22 protein-coding genes are annotated in these 21114 nt (G+C 31.0%); 8 read left to right on the top strand and 14 right to left on the bottom strand.

Going from position 1 to position 21114, the window contains the following annotated elements; genetic code table 11:
- Window positions 1-4: 4 nt before the first annotated feature.
- Complete coding sequence (locus ABD771_RS12065) at window positions 5-1237, bottom strand: MDR family MFS transporter (RefSeq protein WP_345094905.1); 1233 nt, start codon at window positions 1235-1237, stop codon at window positions 5-7.
- 94 nt (window positions 1238-1331) lie between these two features.
- On the opposite strand from ABD771_RS12065, the gene ABD771_RS12060 reads away from it, so the two are divergent.
- The 6 genes from ABD771_RS12060 to ABD771_RS12035 all read left to right on the top strand — a co-directional run bounded on the left by ABD771_RS12060 (window position 1332) and on the right by ABD771_RS12035 (window position 5181).
- Complete coding sequence (locus ABD771_RS12060; RefSeq protein WP_345094903.1) at window positions 1332-1931, top strand: DUF1684 domain-containing protein; 600 nt, start codon at window positions 1332-1334, stop codon at window positions 1929-1931.
- On the top strand, window positions 1931-2593 hold the full coding sequence (locus ABD771_RS12055) for a TatD family hydrolase (protein WP_345094901.1): 663 nt from the start codon (window positions 1931-1933) through the stop codon (window positions 2591-2593). Before ABD771_RS12060 ends, ABD771_RS12055 begins: the two co-directional genes overlap by 1 nt.
- 20 nt (window positions 2594-2613) lie before the next feature.
- Complete coding sequence (locus ABD771_RS12050) at window positions 2614-3330, top strand: tRNA threonylcarbamoyladenosine dehydratase (protein WP_345094898.1); 717 nt, start codon at window positions 2614-2616, stop codon at window positions 3328-3330.
- A 49-nt stretch (window positions 3331-3379) separates the two neighbouring features.
- On the top strand, window positions 3380-4045 hold the full coding sequence (locus ABD771_RS12045; protein WP_345094896.1) for an HAD family hydrolase: 666 nt from the start codon (window positions 3380-3382) through the stop codon (window positions 4043-4045).
- Entirely contained in the window at window positions 4042-4692 is a 651-nt protein-coding gene (locus ABD771_RS12040; protein WP_345094893.1) for a GDSL-type esterase/lipase family protein, read from the top strand. The genes ABD771_RS12045 and ABD771_RS12040 overlap by 4 nt, the downstream gene beginning before the upstream one ends.
- Window positions 4693-4758: 66 nt before the next feature.
- Window positions 4759-5181 carry an endonuclease domain-containing protein gene (locus ABD771_RS12035; RefSeq protein ID WP_345094891.1) on the top strand — a complete coding sequence of 141 codons (423 nt, stop codon included), beginning with the start codon at window positions 4759-4761 and terminating at the stop codon, window positions 5179-5181.
- Window positions 5182-5243: 62 nt separating this feature from the next.
- On the opposite strand, the gene ABD771_RS12030 is transcribed toward ABD771_RS12035, so the two are convergent.
- Genes ABD771_RS12030 through ABD771_RS12020 form a run of 3 tightly spaced genes read right to left on the bottom strand, consistent with a single transcriptional unit; the run spans window position 5244 to window position 7732 of the window.
- The gene (locus ABD771_RS12030; RefSeq protein ID WP_345094889.1) at window positions 5244-6530 is read right to left on the bottom strand and encodes a cryptochrome/photolyase family protein; all 1287 of its coding nucleotides are present in this window, start codon (window positions 6528-6530) and stop codon (window positions 5244-5246) included.
- Between the two features lie 28 nt (window positions 6531-6558).
- Window positions 6559-7257 carry an SDR family NAD(P)-dependent oxidoreductase gene (locus tag ABD771_RS12025; protein WP_345094886.1) on the bottom strand — a complete coding sequence of 233 codons (699 nt, stop codon included), beginning with the start codon at window positions 7255-7257 and terminating at the stop codon, window positions 6559-6561.
- Between the two features lie 7 nt (window positions 7258-7264).
- Entirely contained in the window at window positions 7265-7732 is a 468-nt protein-coding gene (locus ABD771_RS12020; protein WP_345094884.1) for an SRPBCC family protein, read from the bottom strand.
- Window positions 7733-7877: 145 nt separating this feature from the next.
- Between ABD771_RS12020 and ABD771_RS12015 the strand changes: the two genes are divergently transcribed.
- On the top strand, window positions 7878-8732 hold the full coding sequence (locus ABD771_RS12015; protein WP_345094882.1) for a DUF2911 domain-containing protein: 855 nt from the start codon (window positions 7878-7880) through the stop codon (window positions 8730-8732).
- 47 nt (window positions 8733-8779) lie between these two features.
- Here the strand turns inward: ABD771_RS12015 and ABD771_RS12010 are convergent, their stop codons facing one another.
- From ABD771_RS12010 to ABD771_RS11965, 10 genes are all read right to left on the bottom strand, one after another.
- Entirely contained in the window at window positions 8780-10483 is a 1704-nt protein-coding gene (locus ABD771_RS12010; protein WP_345094880.1) for a sodium:solute symporter family protein, read from the bottom strand.
- A gap of 111 nt (window positions 10484-10594) precedes the next feature.
- Entirely contained in the window at window positions 10595-13066 is a 2472-nt protein-coding gene (locus tag ABD771_RS12005; protein ID WP_345094878.1) for a PIG-L family deacetylase, read from the bottom strand.
- A 130-nt stretch (window positions 13067-13196) separates the two neighbouring features.
- Window positions 13197-13628 carry a hypothetical protein gene (locus ABD771_RS12000; protein WP_345094876.1) on the bottom strand — a complete coding sequence of 144 codons (432 nt, stop codon included), beginning with the start codon at window positions 13626-13628 and terminating at the stop codon, window positions 13197-13199.
- A gap of 5 nt (window positions 13629-13633) precedes the next feature.
- Window positions 13634-13951: a hypothetical protein gene (locus ABD771_RS11995; protein WP_345094874.1), complete on the bottom strand. Its 318-nt coding sequence runs from the start codon at window positions 13949-13951 to the stop codon at window positions 13634-13636.
- A 106-nt stretch (window positions 13952-14057) separates the two neighbouring features.
- Window positions 14058-14303: a hypothetical protein gene (locus tag ABD771_RS11990; protein WP_345094872.1), complete on the bottom strand. Its 246-nt coding sequence runs from the start codon at window positions 14301-14303 to the stop codon at window positions 14058-14060.
- A gap of 40 nt (window positions 14304-14343) precedes the next feature.
- The gene (locus ABD771_RS11985) at window positions 14344-14931 is read right to left on the bottom strand and encodes a Maf-like protein (RefSeq protein WP_345094964.1); all 588 of its coding nucleotides are present in this window, start codon (window positions 14929-14931) and stop codon (window positions 14344-14346) included.
- The gene (locus ABD771_RS11980) at window positions 14912-15838 is read right to left on the bottom strand and encodes a geranylgeranylglycerol-phosphate geranylgeranyltransferase (protein WP_345094870.1); all 927 of its coding nucleotides are present in this window, start codon (window positions 15836-15838) and stop codon (window positions 14912-14914) included. Before ABD771_RS11980 ends, ABD771_RS11985 begins: the two co-directional genes overlap by 20 nt.
- Window positions 15839-15922: 84 nt before the next feature.
- Entirely contained in the window at window positions 15923-16300 is a 378-nt protein-coding gene (locus tag ABD771_RS11975; RefSeq protein ID WP_345094868.1) for a four helix bundle protein, read from the bottom strand.
- A gap of 76 nt (window positions 16301-16376) precedes the next feature.
- A complete protein-coding gene (locus ABD771_RS11970; protein ID WP_345094866.1) occupies window positions 16377-16904 on the bottom strand; it encodes a KdsC family phosphatase in 528 nt (175 codons plus the stop codon).
- The gene (locus tag ABD771_RS11965) at window positions 16888-17649 is read right to left on the bottom strand and encodes a Rossmann-like and DUF2520 domain-containing protein (protein ID WP_345094864.1); all 762 of its coding nucleotides are present in this window, start codon (window positions 17647-17649) and stop codon (window positions 16888-16890) included. The genes ABD771_RS11970 and ABD771_RS11965 overlap by 17 nt, the downstream gene beginning before the upstream one ends.
- A 157-nt stretch (window positions 17650-17806) precedes the next feature.
- Between ABD771_RS11965 and ABD771_RS11960 the strand changes: the two genes are divergently transcribed.
- Entirely contained in the window at window positions 17807-21058 is a 3252-nt protein-coding gene (locus ABD771_RS11960) for a cytochrome c biogenesis protein (RefSeq protein ID WP_345094862.1), read from the top strand.
- The last annotated feature ends 56 nt before the right edge of the window (window positions 21059-21114 follow it).

The raw sequence follows: 21114 nt of genomic DNA, 5'->3' as shown, positions 1-21114 counted from the left end.
TTTTTTAATTACTAATTTTTAATTTTTCTTCTGCTACCAATCGCATCACCCAGTAACCAGCACCAGTTCCGATTAATCCCAGAATTCCCATGAACAACCAGTTCATTTGGTATCCATAGGCAGCAACAACACCCATTCCGATTTTGGCACTCAAAATATGTGCAGCGCTAAAGCTCATTGTGAAAATTGCCATATAACGACCTTCATGACCTTTGGGCGCTCGACTCATTGCAAATGAATTGGAGAATGGAAATGCAAACATTTCTGCTACCGTCATAAATAACATCATGATGATTAATATTCCTGCCCAAAAGTTGATTAAAAGTAAGAATAAACTAATCGTCATAAGCAGACAACCAATTGTAACAACTTTTACTTTATTCAATTTATTGCGTTCGATGTAGCTTACCACAGGCATTTCCATGAAGAAAATTAGAATTCCGTTTAAAGTAAGTAGCAAACCTGTTTGAAGTTCGTTCAAATTGAATTGCTTTTTGTGATATAATGGAATCGTAGTAAACAATTGAAAGAATAAAACTCCAGTGATGACGCACATAAATAAGAAAATCCAAAAAGGTCTGTCTTTGAAAACTGATTCTCGGTTGGCCTCAAGAAGAGCTTTTGCTTCTTTTGATTCGGCAGGTTTTTTCTTTTCTTTTACTAACAGCCAGAAGATTGAAATAGCCAAAATACATGTGGCACCATCTGCCCAAAAAAGTCCTTTGTAACCAATGTTCATAATGATTAATCCGCCCAATGCAGGTCCAGCTGCAAATCCTAGATTGATAGCTAGTCTAACTAAAGTCAATGCACGCGTTCTATTTTCGGGTTTGGCATAAGCTCCAAGTGAGACAAACATAGCAGGACGAAACATATCGGCAACCACCATAATTGAAAATACGGCAATACAAAGTCCGATATAACTTGTAACATATTGCAAGCCAAAGAACATCAATCCGCTAACAAACAAACTTAAAACCATTATTTTATAAAATCCGATTTTATCTGACAATTTTCCGCCAAGCCATGAGCCAACCATAGAACCTATTCCGAAACAAACTAAAATGTTTCCAATTTGCTCGTAGGAAAAATGCAAATCATCGTTCAGGTATTTTGATAAAAAGGGCAAAACCATCGTTCCGGCACGATTGATAAAGGTAACCAAAGTAAGTATCCAAACTTCTCTTCGAAACCCTCTAAAATTATCGATATACTTACGAAAAGCGTTTTTAAACATGAATCATTCGTTATTTTACAAAGGTATAAAACTTTGTGGCTTTGCGCCTTTGTGGTATAACATCTTTTGAACTATTTTTGTAAAAATTATTCAGATGCAAAAGTTATTCACTTTCCTTCTTATTTGTTGTTTTTTAGTATCAAGCGCTCAAGATAAAACGGCAGAAACTTCTAAAGAATTTCAAGATAACCTCAATTATGATTACGCTGATAAAGAGAAAAGTCCATTAACAAAAGAAGATTTGAAAAGTTTTAAGTCTTTAGATTTTTTTCCAATTAACGATAAATATATAGTTGAGGCAACTTTTGTTAGAACCAAGAAAGAGAAAGTTTTTAAGATGAAAACGTCAACCGATAGACTTCCGGAATATATAAAATATGGTGAGTTGAATTTTACTATTGATGGTGTTGCTTGCCAATTGAATGTTTATCAAAATATAGAATTGATTAAAAAACCAGGTTTTGACGATTATTTATTTCTACCATTTTCCGATTTTACTTCTGGAAAGGAAAGCTACATTGGTGGTCGCTATGTAGATTTAAGAATTCAAAAAGGTAAACTTTGGATTATAGATTTTAATAAAGCTTACAATCCGTATTGCGCTTATAATCATAAATATTCGTGTCCGATTGTACCTTTGGAAAATGATTTGAATGTCGAGATTTTAGCAGGAGTAAAGAAATTTCATGACTAATGAAGTATTTCAATTTACATACTCACAAATTCACAAATTCTCCTGAAGTTTTAGAACTAGTCAATCAATATCCTTGGGAATTTGATGTTGCCATTCCAAACTATTCTATCGGAATTCATCCTTGGTATATTAATACAAATAGGTTAGAAAGTGATTTGAAAATCATCGAAGATAAACTTCAATTAAATGTATGCTTGGCTCTTGGAGAATGTGGATTAGACAAGCGAATTGAAATTCCATTAGCATTACAAATTGAGGTTTTTGAAAAGCAAATTGAATTTGCAGAAAAGTATCAAAAACCATTAGTTTTGCATTTAGTTGCTGCTTTTGATGAATTAATTGCAATTAAAAAGCGATTGAAAATAAAAGTTCCGATTGTAATTCACGGATTTTCTAAAAACGAGCAGGTAGCAAAACAATTGATTGACAACGGATTTTATCTTTCTTTTGGAAAATATTTATTAAGAAATCCCGACATGGAAACTGTTTTTAAATCGGTTCCAAATGATAGATTTTTCCTTGAAACGGATACTATCGAAGAAACCTTAGAAGAAGTTTATACTTTAGCAGCAAAATACAAAAACATAAAAATTGAAGATTTGATAGAAATAGTAAATACAAATTTTAGTACTGTTTTCAAATCTAAAAATCCAATAATCTAAAAATCTAAAATGTCTGAATTATGGCAAAGTGGCAAGAAAGAGCAGAATTACTATTCAAACCCGAAGGATTAAATAATTTAAAAAACGCTAATGTTTTAGTGGTTGGACTTGGTGGCGTTGGTTCGTTTGCAGCCGAGTTTTTGGCTCGTGCTGGCGTTGGAAGTCTAACTATTGTTGATGGTGACGTGGTTGATATTACTAACGTAAATAGACAATTACCAGCGTTACATTCTACGGAAGGAATGCCAAAAGTTCATGTAGTTGGTGACCGTTTGATGGATATAAATCCGGAGTTAAATTTGACTAGAGTACAAGAATTCCTTTCACCAGAAAGAGCTTTTGAAATTGTAGAAGAAAAATACGATTATGTTTTAGATTGTATTGATAGTGTAACGCCAAAGTTAAATCTGATTGTTGGAGCTAAACGCAAACGTGTAAAAATAATATCTTCAATGGGCGCAGGCGGAAAAATGGAAGCAGCTAAAGTCAAAGTTGCAGACATTACCAACACGGTAAATTGTATGTTTGCAAAAACCATCAGAAGACGTTTGAAAGAGTTTAAAATTGATAAGTTAAAAGTAGTTTTTTCTTCAGAAATTCAAGATGAAAGTAGTTTGAAAATGACCGATGGAAGTAACTTTAAAAAATCGTTTTACGGAACTAATAGCTACATGCCAGGACTTTTTGGTTTGTATATGGCGGAAACGGTGATTCGATATTTGATAAAAAAAGAGTAATTAGTTTTAAAAAGACTTTGTGTCTTAGCGCCTTTGTGGCAAATACAAAATGATAAATACAGTAATTTTCGATATGGATGGCGTAATTGTTGACACGGAACCGGTTCATCATTATGCATATAAAGAACATTTTAAACAATTAAATATTGATGTTTCTCAAGAAATGTATTCCTCTTTCACAGGAAGTTCTACCAAAAATATTTATAGCCGAATTAAAGAATATTTTAATTTAGAACAAGAAATTGAAATATTAGTTAGAGGCAAACGTGATTTTTTTAACAATGCTTTTGACAAAAAAGAAGATCTGTTTTTATTAGATGGAGTTGAAGATTTAATTAAAGAATTGCATAGCAATGGAATGCAATTGGTTTTGGCTTCTTCATCAGCAAATGAAACTATTGAACGCATTTTTAACCGCTTTGATTTGCATCAATATTTCACATTTAAAGTTTCGGGTGAAGATTTTCCGCAGTCAAAACCACATCCAGCAATTTTCTTGAAGGCTGCAGAATTAGCTCAAACTTCTGTTGAAAATTGTATCGTAATTGAAGATAGTACTAACGGAATTAAAGCTGCAAATGCAGCAACAATTTTTTGTGTAGGATATAAAAGTTTTCATTCAAAGTTGCAAGATTATTCTTCAGCTGATTTAGTTATTGAGCATTTTAGTGAGTTGAGTTTTGATAAAATTAGAACTATAAAAAATAGATTATGAAGAAGTTATTCTTAGTTTTATTGTTGATAGTTTCCACTCTTGGAAATGCTCAGCAAAGACCTTTTTGGAATGAAATAAATGCTTTTGTAAAACAAGATAGTATCAATAAACCCAAAGATAAAGTTATACTTTTTGTTGGTAGTTCGTCCTTCAGACTTTGGAAAGATATAAAAACCGATTTGAATAACGATAATATTCTAAACAGAGCTTTTGGTGGTGCAACTTTATTGGATATGATTTACTACAAAGACAAAAATCTTTTAAACTATAACCCAAGTAAAATTGTAATCTATTGTGGAGAAAATGATGTAGCAAGTTCGGAAAAAGTAGATGGGAATGAGGTTTTTAAACGTTTCAAAAAGCTTTATAAGATAATAAGAAAACAATATCCAACAGTTCCATTAGTTTTTGTTTCTATCAAACCATGTATTTTACGCTGGAGCATGAAAGACAGAATGATTGATGCCAATGAAAGGATAAGCCGATTTTTAAGTCATAAAAAGCAAACTATTTTCGTAAATATTTGGGACGCAATGTTAGAAAATGGCGAACCTAAAAAAGATATTTTTATTCAAGATAATTTACACATGAATGCAAAAGGTTATGCTATTTGGATTGAGAAATTGAAAGGTGTGGTTAATGAATAATATTGTTTATTAGGATTCTCCTCCTTTGGAGGAGTGCCTGAAAGGCGAGGTGGACAAAATATAATTATGAATAAAATAATTACATATATAAACGAAATCCCAATCAAAAGAAATTTTGTTGAAAATTTGCCATATAATATAAAATTAAAATCCCGTGCTAGAGCATTACGAAAAGCAGGAAATTATCCAGAAGTTGCATTTTGGTTACAAGTTAAAAAAAATGGTTTTCATAATATAGATTTTGACAGACAAAGAGTTATTGGAAATTATATTGTTGATTTTTACGTAAAAACATTAGGTCTTATTGTAGAAATTGATGGAGAAAGTCATAATGTTAAAGAGGAATATGACAAAAAACGTGAAGAATATCTTGAATCTTTGGGTTTGAAGATATTTAAAGCCACAAGTATAAGAGTTTTACATGATTTGGATAATGTTATGAAAGAGTTGGAATTATTTGTTTTAGAACATTTTTCTTATCAAAACTAAAAGCCACCTCGTCCTTCGGACACTCCTCCAAAGGAGGAGAATCGTAATAAGACATTTTTATTTTACCCTACAGCTTCTTTATAAACTCTCAAGCATCTTTCTCTAGCTTCTTTGTGATCTACAATTGGATTTGGATAGTATTGTGTTTCCAACTCTGGAATCCATTTTTTGATGTATTTTAGCTCTTTATCAAACTTTTTGATTTGCTCTGTTGGATTGAAAATTCTAAAATAGGGTGCAGCATCAACACCGCTTCCTGCTGCCCATTGCCAATTACCTACATTACTTGCTTGTTCGTAATCTAAAAGTTTTGTTGCAAAATAAGTTTCACCCCAACGCCAATCGATTAATAAATGTTTGCATAGAAAACTAGCCACAATCATTCTCACACGATTGTGCATGTGACCTGTTGCGTTTAGCTCGCGCATACCTGCATCTACAAAAGGATAACCGGTTTTTCCATCGCACCATTTTTGGAATAAATCTTCATTATCATCCCATTTGATGGTATCATATTTTTGTCGAAAACTTGATTTGTTCGTGTGCGGAAAATGCCATAGAATCTGCATAAAAAATTCTCTCCAAATTAATTCTTTTAGAAAGGTTTCATTTTTACTTTGCAAAGCTTTAGCAATCATTTTTCTTATAGAAACTGCTCCAAATCGGAGATAAATTCCTAAGTAAGAAGTTTTGTTTAAAGCAGGAAAATTTCGAGTTGCTTCGTAATTATCTATTAAATTATTTGAAATATCAAAAGAAGAAACTTTTATAGATGAAGTTTCAAAACCAATGTCAGATAAACTCAAAAAAGGATAGGAGTGAAGTGTAATTTTGTCTAAAAAATCTTCTGAATTATAGTTGATTAATTGGATTTTTTTGAAGTTATCTTTCCATTTATTTGAATAGGGAGTATAAACAACATAAGGAGTTCCGTCATCTTTTACAACTTCGCTTTTTTCAAAAATGACTTGGTCTTTGCTGGTTTTGAAATCGATACTATTTTCTTTAAAAAGATGGTACAAATCTAAGTCACGTTTGCGTGCATAAGGTTCGTAATCATGATTGGTGTAAACCGATTTAATATTGTTTTCAGAAATTAACTTTTGATATACTTCCAATGGAGTTCCATGAAAAACAGCTAACGATTTGCCGATTTCTTTCAATTGGATTTGGATGTTTTCTAACTGCTGATGAATAAAAGTTACACGAGCATCGTCTTTTTGAAGTTGAGAAAGTATGGCTTCATCAAAGATGAAAATTGGCAGCACTTCTTCACCACTATTTAATGCGTGAAAAAGTCCAACGTTATCGTCTAATCGTAAATCTCTTCTAAACCAGAATATGTTCATTCGAATGTTTATTGTTGCTAGTTTATTGTTATCCGTTAACTAATAAAGTTGACATTCCACCATCTACATGGAATATTTGTCCGGAAATCCAACTGCTTTTTTCACTTAATAAAAAACTTGCCATTTGAGCCATATCTTCAGAGGTTCCAACTCTTTTTAAAGGATGACGTTGTGCTGATTTTTCTTTTTTATCATCGTTACTCAAAAACTTTTCAGCCAATGGTGTATCTGTTAATGAAGGAGCAATTACGTTTACTCTAATTTTTGGAGCATATTCTGCTGCTAATGCTTTTGCAAATCCTTCTACAGCACCTTTTGCAGCTGCAACACTAGTGTGAAAAGGCATTCCCATACTTGCAGCAACTGAACTAAAAAGCACAATACTTGATTGATTGGAAGCAGTCAAATTTGGTAAAACCGATTGGATTACTTTCACCAAACTTATAAAATTTATTTGTAAATCTTGTTCAAATGCTTCAGGTTTTAAACCACGAAACGGACGTAAATTGATACTTCCAGGACAATATACTAAACCATCAATAATTTCAGGTAGTTTTGAAGTATCTAAAGTGTCTGTTGTAGCATCAAATGGAATGTGCGTCACGTGCATTTCTGCTATTTCTGCATTAGTTCTTGAAGCTACAAAAACCTTATTTTCATATTGTAATTCTTTTGCGATGGCTAAGCCAATTCCATAGGAACCGCCAATTAGTAGTATGTTTTTCATAATTTATTTATCCTTTATATTCTCCGAACATTTCAATTAATTTTTTTCTTCTGTATTCAAATATTTCATCAAGCTTTGGTTTAACCAAAAATGGATGGACAAGTTGACCCAAAATTCCCATTGGAACTTTATAATCAACAATATCTTCCATTTCAACACCACCAGGAATTTCTTTGATAAAATGTTTGTGATGCCATAACGCATAAGGACCAAAACGTTGTTCATCTACAAAATACTGTTTGTCTACAACATGAGTGATTTCGGTTACCCATTTTGCAGGAATTCCTAAAACAGGTGTTACTATATATTGAATAATTTGTCCAGGAAACATTGGTCTGTCAGCACCAGAAAGGATTTTAAAACCCATATATTCTGGAGTTATTTTCTGCAAATTTTTTGGATCAGACAAAAGAGCCCAAGCTTCATCTATTGATATTGGCAGATTTTGTTTGGTATGTAGTCTATAAATCTTCATTTAAATTATACTTTTAATTCGTTGCAAATGTAATAAATGTTTAACTATTTAAAATATTTGTTAAACAAAAAAGAGCATCATTTAAGTTTAAATTAACATTTGAAGCCGATACAATTTGTAATTTTGGAACTCTAAAACAAATGATATGAAAAAAATATTTATTTTATTGGCAATTGCGATTGCTAATTTTGCTGTAGAAGCTCAGGTGAAAACACCACAACCAAGTCCGAAATCTGTTTTAAATCAAGTTGTTGGTCTTACAGATGTAACTGTTGAATATTCTCGTCCTAGTGCAAAAGGAAGAGTAGTTTTTGGTGATTTAGTTCCTTTTGGAAAATTATGGAGAACAGGTGCTAATGCTAATTCTACGGTATCTTTTAGTGAAGATGTTGTTATAAATGGAACAACCGTAAAAAAAGGGAAGTATGCTATTTTTACTTTACCAAAGGCAGATATGTGGGAAGTAATTCTTTATACAAATACTGATAATTGGGGTTTACCAGAAAATTATGATGTAAATAAAGTAGCGGTAAGTTTAAATGTTGATCCAGTAATGTTAAACAATCATGTAGAGTCTTTTAATATTGGAATTAACAATTTAACAAACGATAGTGCATCTTTAGACATATCTTGGGAAAAAACTATGGTTTCTTTGAAATTTGAAGTACCAACTCAAAAAGCTGCCATGGCAAGTATTGCCAAAGTTTTGGCTGGACCAACTGCTGGAGATTATTTTTCATCGGCTCAATACTACTACCAATCTAATGGTGATTTGAATAAAGCTTTAGAATATGTGAACAAAGCAGTAGCTATGGTAAAACCAGGTGAAGAAGCTCCTTATTGGCATTTACGTTTAAAATCATTAATTCAAGGTAAACTTGGTGATAAAAAAGGAGCTATTGAAACAGCAAAATTATCATTAGCAGGAGCTGAAAAAGATGGCAATGGTGATTACGTTAAAATGAATAACGATAGTATTAAAGAATGGAGTAAAAAATAATTTACTTTTAATATATAAAAAACGTCCCAAGAAATTGGGACGTTTTTTTATGTAGTTAATTCTGTAGTAGTATTCTTTTCTTTGAGAATAACTTGTGAAAGCATGGACAATAGAATTGTAAGCAAAGCCCCAATAAAGTTGAGCCATAAGAAGCTAACCACATCCAAATAGTATATGTAAAAAATTGTTAATTGGCTGACAACAGCACTCCAAAAGATAGCTCTTGCTTTAACAAATTTGATGTAAAATCCAACTAAAAATATTCCCAATACCGTACCATAAAAAATGGAACCCACTATGTTTACTAATTGGATTAAGTTTTCAAATAGTGTTCCAATACAAGCAAAAAGTATCGCGATTACACCCCAAAGTAGTGTAAAATATTTGGTAGCATTCACATAGTGCTTTTCAGATTTTTCGCCTTTAACATTACGTTTGTACAAATCAATAGCAGTGGTAGAAGCCAATGCAGTTAGTCCAGAAGCAGAAGAAGACATAGCTGCTGATAATATTACAGCAAGTAATAATCCAATAAGTCCTTTTGGTAAATAGTTTAGAATGAAATAAAGAAATACATAATCTTTATCGTTAGTTTCTGCTTTTGGATCGGCTTTGGCAATTAAATCTTTAGCTTGGTCACGCAAATCTTTTTCTTTTCCAGAAATTGCCAATAATTTACTTCTAAGAATTGGATTGTCATAATTTTGATTTAAATGATCCATGTAGAGTAAATTGTATTCTTTTTTTTCTTCAGTAAGTGCTTTTAATTGGGTTTCTAAACCATGATATTGATTAGCATATTCCGATTTTTCAATGGCTATTTTGTTTACAGGATTAAAGTTAAGTGGTACATCATTGAATTGGAAAAATACAAAAACCATAACTCCAGTAAGTAAAATAAAGAACTGCATTGGTACTTTTAGAAATCCATTCATAATCAAACCTTTCTGACTTTCTCTATCTGATTTTCCAGATAAATAGCGTCCAACTTGAGATTGGTCTGTTCCAAAATAGGATAACATTAGAAAAAAACCACCTGTAATTCCACTCCAAAAAGTATAACGAGTTTCTGGATTAAAAGAAAAATCTACAATATTCATTTTGTCATTAGCTCCAGCTATGTGCATTGCATTACTGAATGTCATTTCGTTTGGTAACATATGTAAGATTAGATAGAACGTAATAAACATACCGCTCATGATGACAAACATTTGTTGTTTTTGAGTAACGTTAACCGCCTTAGTTCCTCCAGAAAAAGTATAGATGATTACTAAAATTCCGATGATGATATTTAGTAAAGTTAGGTTCCAACCCAATAATGTAGATAGAATAATTGCTGGCGCATAAATAGTTAAACCGGTTCCTAAACCACGTTGTATAAGGAATAGAATGGAAGCCAGAGATCGCGTTTTTAAATCGAATCGTTGTTCTAGGTATTCATATGCAGTAAATACTTTTAACCGATGATAAATGGGTATAAAAGTGTAACAAATTACTACCATAGCAATAGGCAAACCGAAATAGAATTGTACAAATCCCATTCCGTCGTGATAGGCTTGACCTGGTGTTGATAAAAATGTAATGGCACTGGCTTGAGTTGCCATAACAGAAAGACCAACCGTCCACCAATTGGTTTCTTTATTTCCTAAAATATAATCTTCTACGTTTTTACTTCCTTTGGTTTTGTATACTCCATAAATTACAATAAATAGGAGTGTAGCCGAAAGAATTATCCAGTCTATCTTTTGCATATTACGAGAAAATTTGCATTAGCATGAAAAAAATAATGATATAAATAGCATTCATTACTAAAAGCCAAGTATAATTATTACTCCATTTATTATGTTTTTTTGATTCCATAGTTATTTTCCAATTGCAATAATGTTAGCTAATAATCTAAATGCACCAGGAACGCCTTCTGGCAATTCTCTAAAGAAACTTATTCCAGTGTAAATGTAATTTCCTTTACCATATTTTGCTACCAATATTGCACCATCCTTAGCTTTCTCGCCTTTATCATTAGATGAAATTATTGGTGTAAAATTGGCATCCCATTCACTTGGATAATACAAACCTTGTTCTTGTTTCCAGCCTTTAAAATCTTCTGTTGTAATCTTATTTGGTGTATTCAAAATAGGATGATTTGGGTTCAAAAATCGTACTTCTGCATTTTCTTCAGTAACTCTATCTCTTGAAATTTTTAAAGGAAATGGCGCTATTTCTTTGGTAACCAAATCGTCAAGAGTATTGTATTGTACAATCATAGTTTTACCATTTTTAACAAAATCAAAAAGAATATTTTGTTTGAAACCTAGTGCTGTAACAACATTATATGCACGAATTCCAGTCATAACCACATCAAAGTCTTGAAGTTTTTCTATTGAAATTTCTTCAGGTTTTAGGATAGAAACTTCATATCCCATTTGCGTTAAGCTTTTAGGAACTTCATCACCTGCGCCCATGATGTAAGCAATTTTTTCTGATTTAGTTTTAATGTTCAACTTTATGGCTTTTGCTTCTGCAGGCTTTAAAACCATTTGTTTATAAATGTGTGGATAATTGATGTCTATTTTTTCTTTATCAAAAGTTTGTCCGTCAATAGTAATAATACTTTTCAAAGTTATATCAGATGCTTCTTTTGAAGGCGTTACATTGAAAATTGCCAATTGCTCTTCACCCTTTTTGGTCATTGTAAATGGAATTGAAGATGGTGAAACTATCCAATTTTGTGGAATATCTAATTTAATTGAACCCGATATGTTTTCTTTACCTGCTTTTATTTTTACAACAATTGCTTTTTCTTTATTGTTCGGAAAAATGTATACTTTTTCTTGAATAGAAGATGTTGCAACAGGAACAATATCAAGTGGTTGGTAGACTTCTCCTTTTACATCGTCGTTGTATTTGTAGACTATATTTTTTTCAAATGGAATTGTTACACCATTGATTTCAATTAAAAAAGTTTCAGAAATCCTTGAAATAACATCAGGTTTACCAATATTTCTTTGATCATTTACAACGTACATTCCTTCAGTTCCTTTTTCGTTTAAATAATATGGATTTGTGTATGGATCGTTGTTTTCCATTTCAACTTCAATATTATCATTAATCACTTTATTAAAAGGAAGCTCTATTTTTATAGAATTATCAATTCTAGAAATCCAATTCATTTTTGCAGAACTTCTATTGATAACTTCATATTTTACTTTAGTTTTACTTCCTAAAGCAACTTCTTGAACATCGGCAACTGCTTCCAAATATAAACCTGCACAACTTGCAATTATCTTTTTAATTTCTTCCGATTTGATTGTTTTCCAATGATTATCTTCTATTTTTTGGATTAAATCATAGGCTTTTACCAATTCTGCTATACTGGCTTCAGGGTTTTTGAAATCGAAATTTTTTTGTACGTTTTCTAAAATTGTTCCAATGGCATCTCCTCCTTTTACTCGATTCCAAGTGGTATCAATTCCTTCAAATAAATTGGTCTTATCATTTAAATTATCACCTTTTAAAAACTCTAAATATTCTTCTTCTTCACCACGAGTTCCTGTATTTCCGAAACCTTGCGATTGATGACAACTTCTACTTAAAGCTGCAATTTCTTGATTGGATTTGCCAAATTGTTCATAATAAACGCCTATTTGAAGTTTGCTTAAATTGGTTTTATCTGCTTTTTCAAATTTTTCTTTACTTCCATAAAACCACCATGATGTATTGAAAAATATACGTTTGGGTTGCCAAGTAGCAACGTATTGCAATTGATTTGGAAAAATAGAGGCATCGTTAGTTTTATTAAATGCTTCCATGCTCAACAAAGCAGAAGCTGTGTGGTGTCCATGAGTTGTTCCTGGTGAACGATGATCAAATCGATTGATGATTACATCTGGTTGGAATTTACGTATTGCCCAAATCACGTCACTTAGCACTTGTTCTTTATCCCAAATTTGTAATGTTTCATCTGGAGTTTTTGAATAACCAAAATCGTTGGCACGAGAAAAAAGTTGTTCACCACCATCAATTTTTCTTGCTTCTATAAGTTCTTGTGTTCTAATGACACCAAGTAATTCGCGTAGTTCAGGACCAATTAAGTTTTGACCACCATCGCCACGAGTTAAAGAAAGATATCCTGTGCGAGCATTTTTTTCGTTAGATAAATAGGAAATTAAACGAGTGTTTTCATCATCAGGATGTGCAGCAACATAGAGTACAGAACCTAAAAAGTTTAGTTTTTCAATCTGATGATAAATCTCTACAGCATTAGGTTTTTGAGGTCGTTGACCAAAAACAATGAAGGAGGAAAGAAGGAATAGAAAAGAGTAATATTTCTGCATTGGTGACTATTATTTTGCAATAGTTTCAAATGTAGTAATAAATATAAAGTGAAGTTTTATTTTTTTTAAACTTTGGAATTTCTTTAACAAAAAAAAGCAACATAATGAAACATTGCTTTTGATTTGATCTCTAATCTTTTTTGTTTTTTTCCTTTTTAGGGTTCTTTTTTCCTTTTTCCTTTTTTTCTTTTTTCACAACATAAACTTTGGTTGAATGTGCTTTTTTAGGATATTTTATTTTATGATTTTTATAATATTGATAAGGTGTATTTCCTCTATAATCAGTAAGATAAATAATATTCCCACCTCTCAAATTATAATTTCTATATCTGTATGGTAATGAAGTAGCACGTATCCATTTCCCATTTTTTATGTAAATAAAACGAGCAGATGGGATATCGTAATAGGCATCAATATCAGGCAAATAATAATATTGAGTTTCAACTCTATTTGCTGGTGCCCACTCAGGAGGAGTTCCAAAAGTAATTTTTACTTCGGTTTGCCCTTGAATAGTACTAGTTGCGATAAATAGTAAACTAAAAATAAATAGCTTTAATTTCATCTTACTTATAGTAACAAAATTAGCAACAGAATAATGATAATTATGGCACCAATAGATAAGTAAACTCCATTACCAGTAGATTTTAAAGTTTTTTTAATTGCTTTAACTTCTTTTCTAAGTTCTTTTTTTTCTGAAGAATTTAAATTGGATTTATCCATTTTTTTAATTTCTTCTAATCTATTTAAAAGTACTTTTACTTCAGCAGGAACTTCTTTCGGATTGGTTGATGATGTTGGAACCTTTTCATTAATTGCAAAAGAATTGGATGGAAAGAAAGTTACAGTTAGTAACAACATCATGGTGTAGAAAGTGAATTTTTTCATTTTGTTTCAATTTTAGTTTAACTTAATTAGTAAGTGTAAAATTGATTAAATGATTCTTTAAATGTGTTATATAATTTTTTGTAAATGTTATATAAATCACATTTTTTTATAAGTGTCTCGAATTTTTATGTTGATTAATATAATTTAATTGATGTTCTGCAACATAATTTCTAAAAAGTTCTACCAAAGAATCATAATATTTTTCAAGATTTTTAACATTCACTTTTGGGTTGCTGTCTATTGGAATAGTAACTGGCATCTCGTTTAAATATTTCGATAATTCTGGATAATTTTCCTGAATAATCATTGTGATTTTCAAGATTTTCGCATTGATTTCTTCTTCGGTTTTCATAAACTTCCATCACTTTTTGTGTAATGTAAATTTAAGCACTTTAATCTAAATAAGATGTTAAATAAGTATATACTTTTTCTGTAGGTAAACCAACCACATTAGTGTAAGAACCTTCAATTTTATGTATACCAATCAGACCAATCCATTCTTGAATTCCGTAGGCACCAGCTTTGTCAAATGGTTTGTAATTATCTAAATAGTAGCGTATTGAATCATCTGACAATTCTCGAAAAGATACTTTTGTTATTTCAAAAATAGTTTCTGTTTTGTCAGTTGTTTTAAAGCAAACCGATGTAATTACTTCGTGCGTTTGATTGGATAACGATTTTAAAATTTGAAAAGCGTCATCATAATCTTTCGGTTTGCCCAATGCTTTCCCGTTTAACCATACTAAAGTATCGCTCGTTATTAAGATTTCGTTGACGGCTAATTCACCATCAAATGCTTTTGCTTTTAGTTCGGCTAAATAGTTTGTAATCTCCTCAGCTTTTAGATTTTCAGGATAGATTTCTTCAATTTCTTTTAGTCTAATTTCAAATTGCAAATCGAAATCTTTAAAAAATTGTTGACGTCGCGGTGAACCAGATGCTAAAATTATTTTATATTCTTTAAGCATTGTGTTTAATATTTAAAGTAACAACTGCAATGGATAAAATTCCGAAGAAAATAATCCATTTTAAAAGCATACTAATTTTTTTGTAATCGTTGTTTTCTTTTGCATTCCAAATTTGAACTAAACACATTATCATTGGAGCAATAACAAATGCTAATAGGTAGGCTAATCCATAAAATAAATTATTTTCAAAAAGATAGGTTTTAGAATAATAAAGTAAATATAATGTTGGAAGAAGTAATACGATAAATGCAATAATTCTTGTTTTTTGTATTCCAATAGTAATAGGTAAGGTTTTCATTTCTTGAAGAGCATCACCTTTTACATCTTGAATGTCTTTAATTATTTCACGCACTAAATTAATAATGAAAGCAAATATTGCATAATCTAAAAGAATACTAAAAGCCAAAGTCATTTGTTTTCGGTTGATATCGAAAGTATTTGGAAATATATCAAACATTCCAATGATTATGACACTAAAAGCCAATAACAATGCTACTACAATATTTCCAACTAAAACCATTTGTTTCAAAGTACTTGCATAGAAATAGAGTAGGGTAGCAATCAAAACAAAAACAACAGCAAAATTGGGATGTTCTACAGAATTCGCTAAAATGAATCCACAAGCAACTCCAGTAATAGTTAAGGAAGCATAAATAATATAAGCCTTTGATTCAGAAATTGATTTACCAATAATTACTTTATTAGGTTTGTTTTCTGTATCGGTTTCTTGATCAAAAATATCGTTGATTACATAACCACCAGCAGCAATTAAAACAGTTGCCAATATCAGTAAAGTATATTGCCAATACCAAAGTGAAAGTGGAATATTAATAAGTTCTAAATAACCAAACCGAATAACAAGTTGCATTAAGGCAATTAAAAGTAGGTTTTGGTATCGTATTAATTTTAGGTATTTCATGTTAAAGTGTTCAGTGTTCAGTGTTCAGTGTTCAGTGTTCAGTGTTCAGTGTTCAGTGTTCAGTGTTAAATAATGTATATGAATTTACGATTTATCTTCTTTTACTCCAAACTTTTTTGGGTTTAGAATCATGTAATTTATCAATTTTCCTACTTCTTTTGAATCATTTAATAATTCTGTATATGTTTCATTTGTTATGTATTCACAAGCAATGGAATATTCTAACCAGACTTGAGTTTCAGAATTTTCAGCATCAGAATCGGTTAACTTACTATGAAAATGTTTTGGATAATCACGTTTTCTGTATGCTTCAGCAATATTTGCAGAAACACTTCTTGATGATCTTCTTATTTGATCTGTTAAAGAATAAGTTTCTTCTTTTGGGAAGGATTTTGAAACTCTAAATATTTTCATTGCTAAGGCAAATGATTTTTGATAAGCCAATAAATCTTGAAATGTCATAAATAACTAATTAACTGAATACTAATTTAATACAATCTAAGTAACTGAAAACTGATTACTGAACACTGAATACTTTTTAATCGTGTTTTCCGTTGTAATACAAATGCCATTTTCCTTGTACCTTCATGACTTGTTCTATAACTTCTCTTACAGCACCTTTTCCACCATTTTTATGAGAAATATATTTAGAAATGGCTTTGATTTCAGCTACAGCATCTTGTGGACAAGTTGGTAATCCTACTAATTGCATCACATGATAATCAGGAATATCGTCGCCCATATACAATACATTTTCTGGCTTGATATTGTATAATTCGGTATATTCTTTAAAGGTTTCTACCTTGTTTGGAGAAGCTAAATGAATGTCGGTAATTCCTAAATTTCTTAAGCGAATTCGCACACCTTCATTATTTCCGCCAGAAATGATGCAAACATTATAACCACTTTCAATTGCGGCTTTCATGGCAAAGCCGTCACGAATATTCATAATGCGTAACATTTCTCCATTTTGAGAAACGTGAACCGAACTATCGGTTAAAACACCATCAACATCAAAAACAAAAGTGTCGATGGTATTCATAATTTCTTTATAACTTTTTGCCATTATCGATAATAGATTTTGTTAAAATTTTATAGATATCTTTTTGATTTTCATCAGTTAAGATTGTTAAATGTTTGTTTATAGTTGAAGTGTCATTTCTTTTTGCTGGACCTGTTTGCGCTTCGTTAGGCTCTATTACTTGCACTTTTTTGGCGGTTTCCAAAATTAATGGTTTTAGAATTTCAAATGGTACTTTATGTTCAATACAAATATCACTTCCTATTTTATATAAGTGATTTACAAAATTGGAAACAAAAACCGCAGCTACATGTAAAGATTTTCGTTGTTCGGAATCAACATTGTACACATGATCTGAAAGATGTTGAGCAACTTCAGTTAAAAGATATAAATCAGCTTCATTTTGAGCTTGGATGCAAAGTGGAACCGTTGTAAAATCGACTTCTTTTTTCTTGGATAAGGTTTGTAATGGATACAAAACGGCTTTTCTGTTTTTGTCAGAAAGTTCTTCCATAGCAACACTTCCGGAAGTATGAGCAACTAATTTGTTAGAAAAAAACAAGGAATTAGAAACCGATTGAATAGCATCATCAGAAACTGAAATAATATATAAATCAGCATTTTTTAACTTCGAAATGTCATTTGTAATTTTATCAGAATCAATAAGATGCGAAAGAGAATCAATATTTCGTGCATACACTTGAGTCACTTCTAAAATTGTAGTTTTAGAAATGGCTTTTATTAAATGTTGTGCGACATTGCCCGAACCAATTATAGTAATTGAAATCATTCGGTAAAAATATTGAAAATATATTTTACTGCACTAGTAAAAATTAATATTCTCAACGTCTCTTAAAAATCCCTTAAAACCATGTTATAATTTTAAAAAAATCCACAATTTTAATTTACTTTTGTGACACTTTTTTAAAATCATTCCAAAAATCCTCATGGAAAAAATTAAATCTATACTTTTCTCAACACGTTTAATGGCTGTTCTATTTATTGGTTATGCTGTTGCAATGGCAGCTGGAACTTTTATTGAAAGCGCTTACAATACCGATACAGCTCGAGTTATTATCTACAATGCATGGTGGTTTGAAGCCATACACATTTTTTTCTTAATCAATTTCTTCGGAAATATTTCTAGATATCAATTGTGGAAAAAAGAGAAGTGGGCTACTTTATTATTACATCTTTCTTTTATTTTTATTATTATAGGCGCAGCAATTACCAGATATATAAGTTATGAAGGTATGATGCCAATTCGCGAAGGCGAAGCTTCTAATCAAATTTACTCTGATAAAAATTATCTTACTTATTTTGTAGATGGACAATATCAAGGAGAAATGAGAAGAAGAGTATTTGAACATCCATTATTGTTTTCTTCAGTGTCTCTTTCACCAATTGCAGATAATCATTTCAATTTTCAAGATAAATTCGATGAAACTTCTTTTGAGGTAGAATATGAAAAATTTATTCTTGATGCTAAAGAATCAATCAAAGAAACGCCAAACGGAAAGTTTCATTTAAAAATGGTTGAATCTGGTGGCGGTGAACGTCATGAACATTATTTGAAAGAAGGTGAAGTTCAAAATATTCACAATGTTTTATTTGCTCTAAATTCTTACACTAAAGGCGCAATCAACATCACAATTAAAGACGGAACAACCACAATTGAAGCTCCATTTGAAGGAAATTTTATGCGAATGGCAGACAAATTGCAAGGAACTGTAGCTAAAGATGTTGTTGAACCGTTAATGTTTCGTTCACTTTATAATATGGGAGGCGCACAATTTGTATTTCCAGATCAACCTATAAAAGGAGAAAAAGATTATAAATTTAGTGGTGATTATAAAGCAAAAAATGGTGAAGATGCTTTAGTAATTAAAGTAAAAACAGAAGGTCAAGAGAAGGAAATTACTTTGGTAGGTTCTAAAGGAAAGCAAGGTGTACCTCAAACAGTTAAAATTGGAAAATTAGAATTTACTTTTTTCTTTGGAAGTAAAGTTTACACTTTGCCATTTAGTCTTAAGTTAAATGACTTTATAGCACAACGTTATCCAGGAACTGAAAAAAGATATTCATCATTTGAAAGTAAAGTCACTGTAATTGACGGAAATGACAAATTTGACGCAAGAATTTTTATGAATAATATTTTGGACTACAAAGGATTTAGATTTTTTCAGGCCAACTTTGATCCAGATGAAAAAGGTACTGTCCTTTCTGTAAATCATGATTTTTGGGGTACCTTAATTACCTACATTGGTTATTTTATTTTATTCTTTGCAATGATGGCCATATTGTTTACAAAACATTCTCGTTTTACTGATTTGAAACGAAAGTTAGAAGTTATTAAAGATAAAAAGTCGAAATTAATTACCATTTTGGTATTAATGTTATCATTTACTGGATTTTCTCAAAACCACGATAATCACGATGGTCACAATCATGGAAAAGAAAAAGTTCCTGTTAAGAGTGCAAAATTTAATTATGTTGATTCTATTTTAAAATATAAAGTTTCAGAGAAACACGCAGCTCAATTTGGACGATTGGTAATTCAAGATGAAGGTGGAAGAATGAAGCCAATCAATACGTTTTCATCAGAATTACTTAGAAAAGTTAGTAAGAAAGATACTTACGAAGATATGAATTCGGATCAAGTATTTGTTTCTATGACGCAGTTTCCTATTGCTTGGTATGAAGTTCCATTGGTTTATATAAAAAGTGGAAACGACAGTATTAGAAAAATTATCGGAATTGATAAAAAGGAAACCTATGCTTCATTAAAGTCATTTTTTGATGCCAAAGGAAATTATAAATTGTCACCTTATTTAGAATCGGCTTACAAGGCACAAGTTCCAAGTAAATTTGAGAAGGATTTTATAGAAACTGATAAAAAAGTAAATCTATTAAATACAGCTTTGAGTGGTCAAATTTTAAAAATATTTCCTGTGCCAAACGATAAAAATAACAAATGGGCTTCCTATTTAGAAATAAATCATGCTACCGGAACATCTTTGGATACTATAAAAAATGCACTTCCAATTTATCTCGACGCTTTGATGAAATCTTCACAAGATGATAACTATACTATGGCTAATACTTTTTTAGTTGGTATGGAAAATTATCAAAAGAAAGAGGGTAAAGCAGTAAGACCAAGCGATGATAAAATTGATTCTGAAATTATGTATAACAAATATGATATTTTCAAAAATCTCTATTATTTGTATATGCTTTGTGGTGTACTAATGTTGGTTTTTACTATTGTAAACATCTTTTTTGAGAAGAAATCAATTCGAATTATTATCAATGGTTTTCATGTATTTATTGGTGTTTTATTTGTTTTACATACCTTAGGATTAATTGCAAGATGGTATATATCAGGACATGCACCTTGGAGTGATGCATACGAAAGTATGATTTATGTAGCTTGGGCAACAATGTTGTTTACATTATTATTTGCAAGCACAATTGCAATTTTATCCAAAATCAATCCCACTTTTTATTTATTATCTTTATTACCATGGAAATTTAATAGTAAATCACCTTTGGTAGTTGCATCAGGAACCTTCGTAGCTTCTATGATTTTAATGATTGCTCATTGGAATTGGATGGATCCAGCAATTGCTAATTTACAACCTGTTTTAAATTCGTATTGGTTAATGATTCACGTTGCAGTAATTGTAGCAAGTTATGGACCATTTACACTTGGAATGATTTTAGGTTTAGTTGCATTGATTTTGATGTTGTTCACCAACGAAAAGAACAAAGCCAAAATGAGTTTGAACATCAAAGAAATTACTTATATCAACGAAATGGCTTTAACCATTGGTTTGGTAATGCTTACCATTGGAAATTTCCTTGGCGGACAATGGGCAAATGAATCTTGGGGAAGATATTGGGGTTGGGATCCAAAAGAGACTTGGGCTTTAATTAGTATTATGATTTATGCTTTTGTAATTCATGCTCGTTTCGTTCCAGCTTTACGTGGTTTATGGATTTATAATTTAATGAGTGTTGTTGCTTTCTATTCTATTATGATGACTTATTTTGGAGTGAATTTCTATTTAACAGGTTTACATTCTTATGCGAGTGGAGACAAAGTTGTGACTCCAGTAGAGTTTTATTATTCGCTAGTAGGATTAACAATCTTAGCAACATTTGCTTATTTCAAGTACAAGAAATTTTTAAAGAATTAGATATAAAAAAGGTTCAACAATTAAGTTGAACCTTTTCTTTTTCAATAGGATTTAAA

It is taken from the genome of Flavobacterium chungnamense (assembly GCF_039539165.1).
Lineage (GTDB): Bacteria > Bacteroidota > Bacteroidia > Flavobacteriales > Flavobacteriaceae > Flavobacterium > Flavobacterium chungnamense.
The sequence above is the reverse complement of the archived record's forward strand: the minus strand, read 5'-3'. Positions and strand labels throughout refer to the sequence as shown.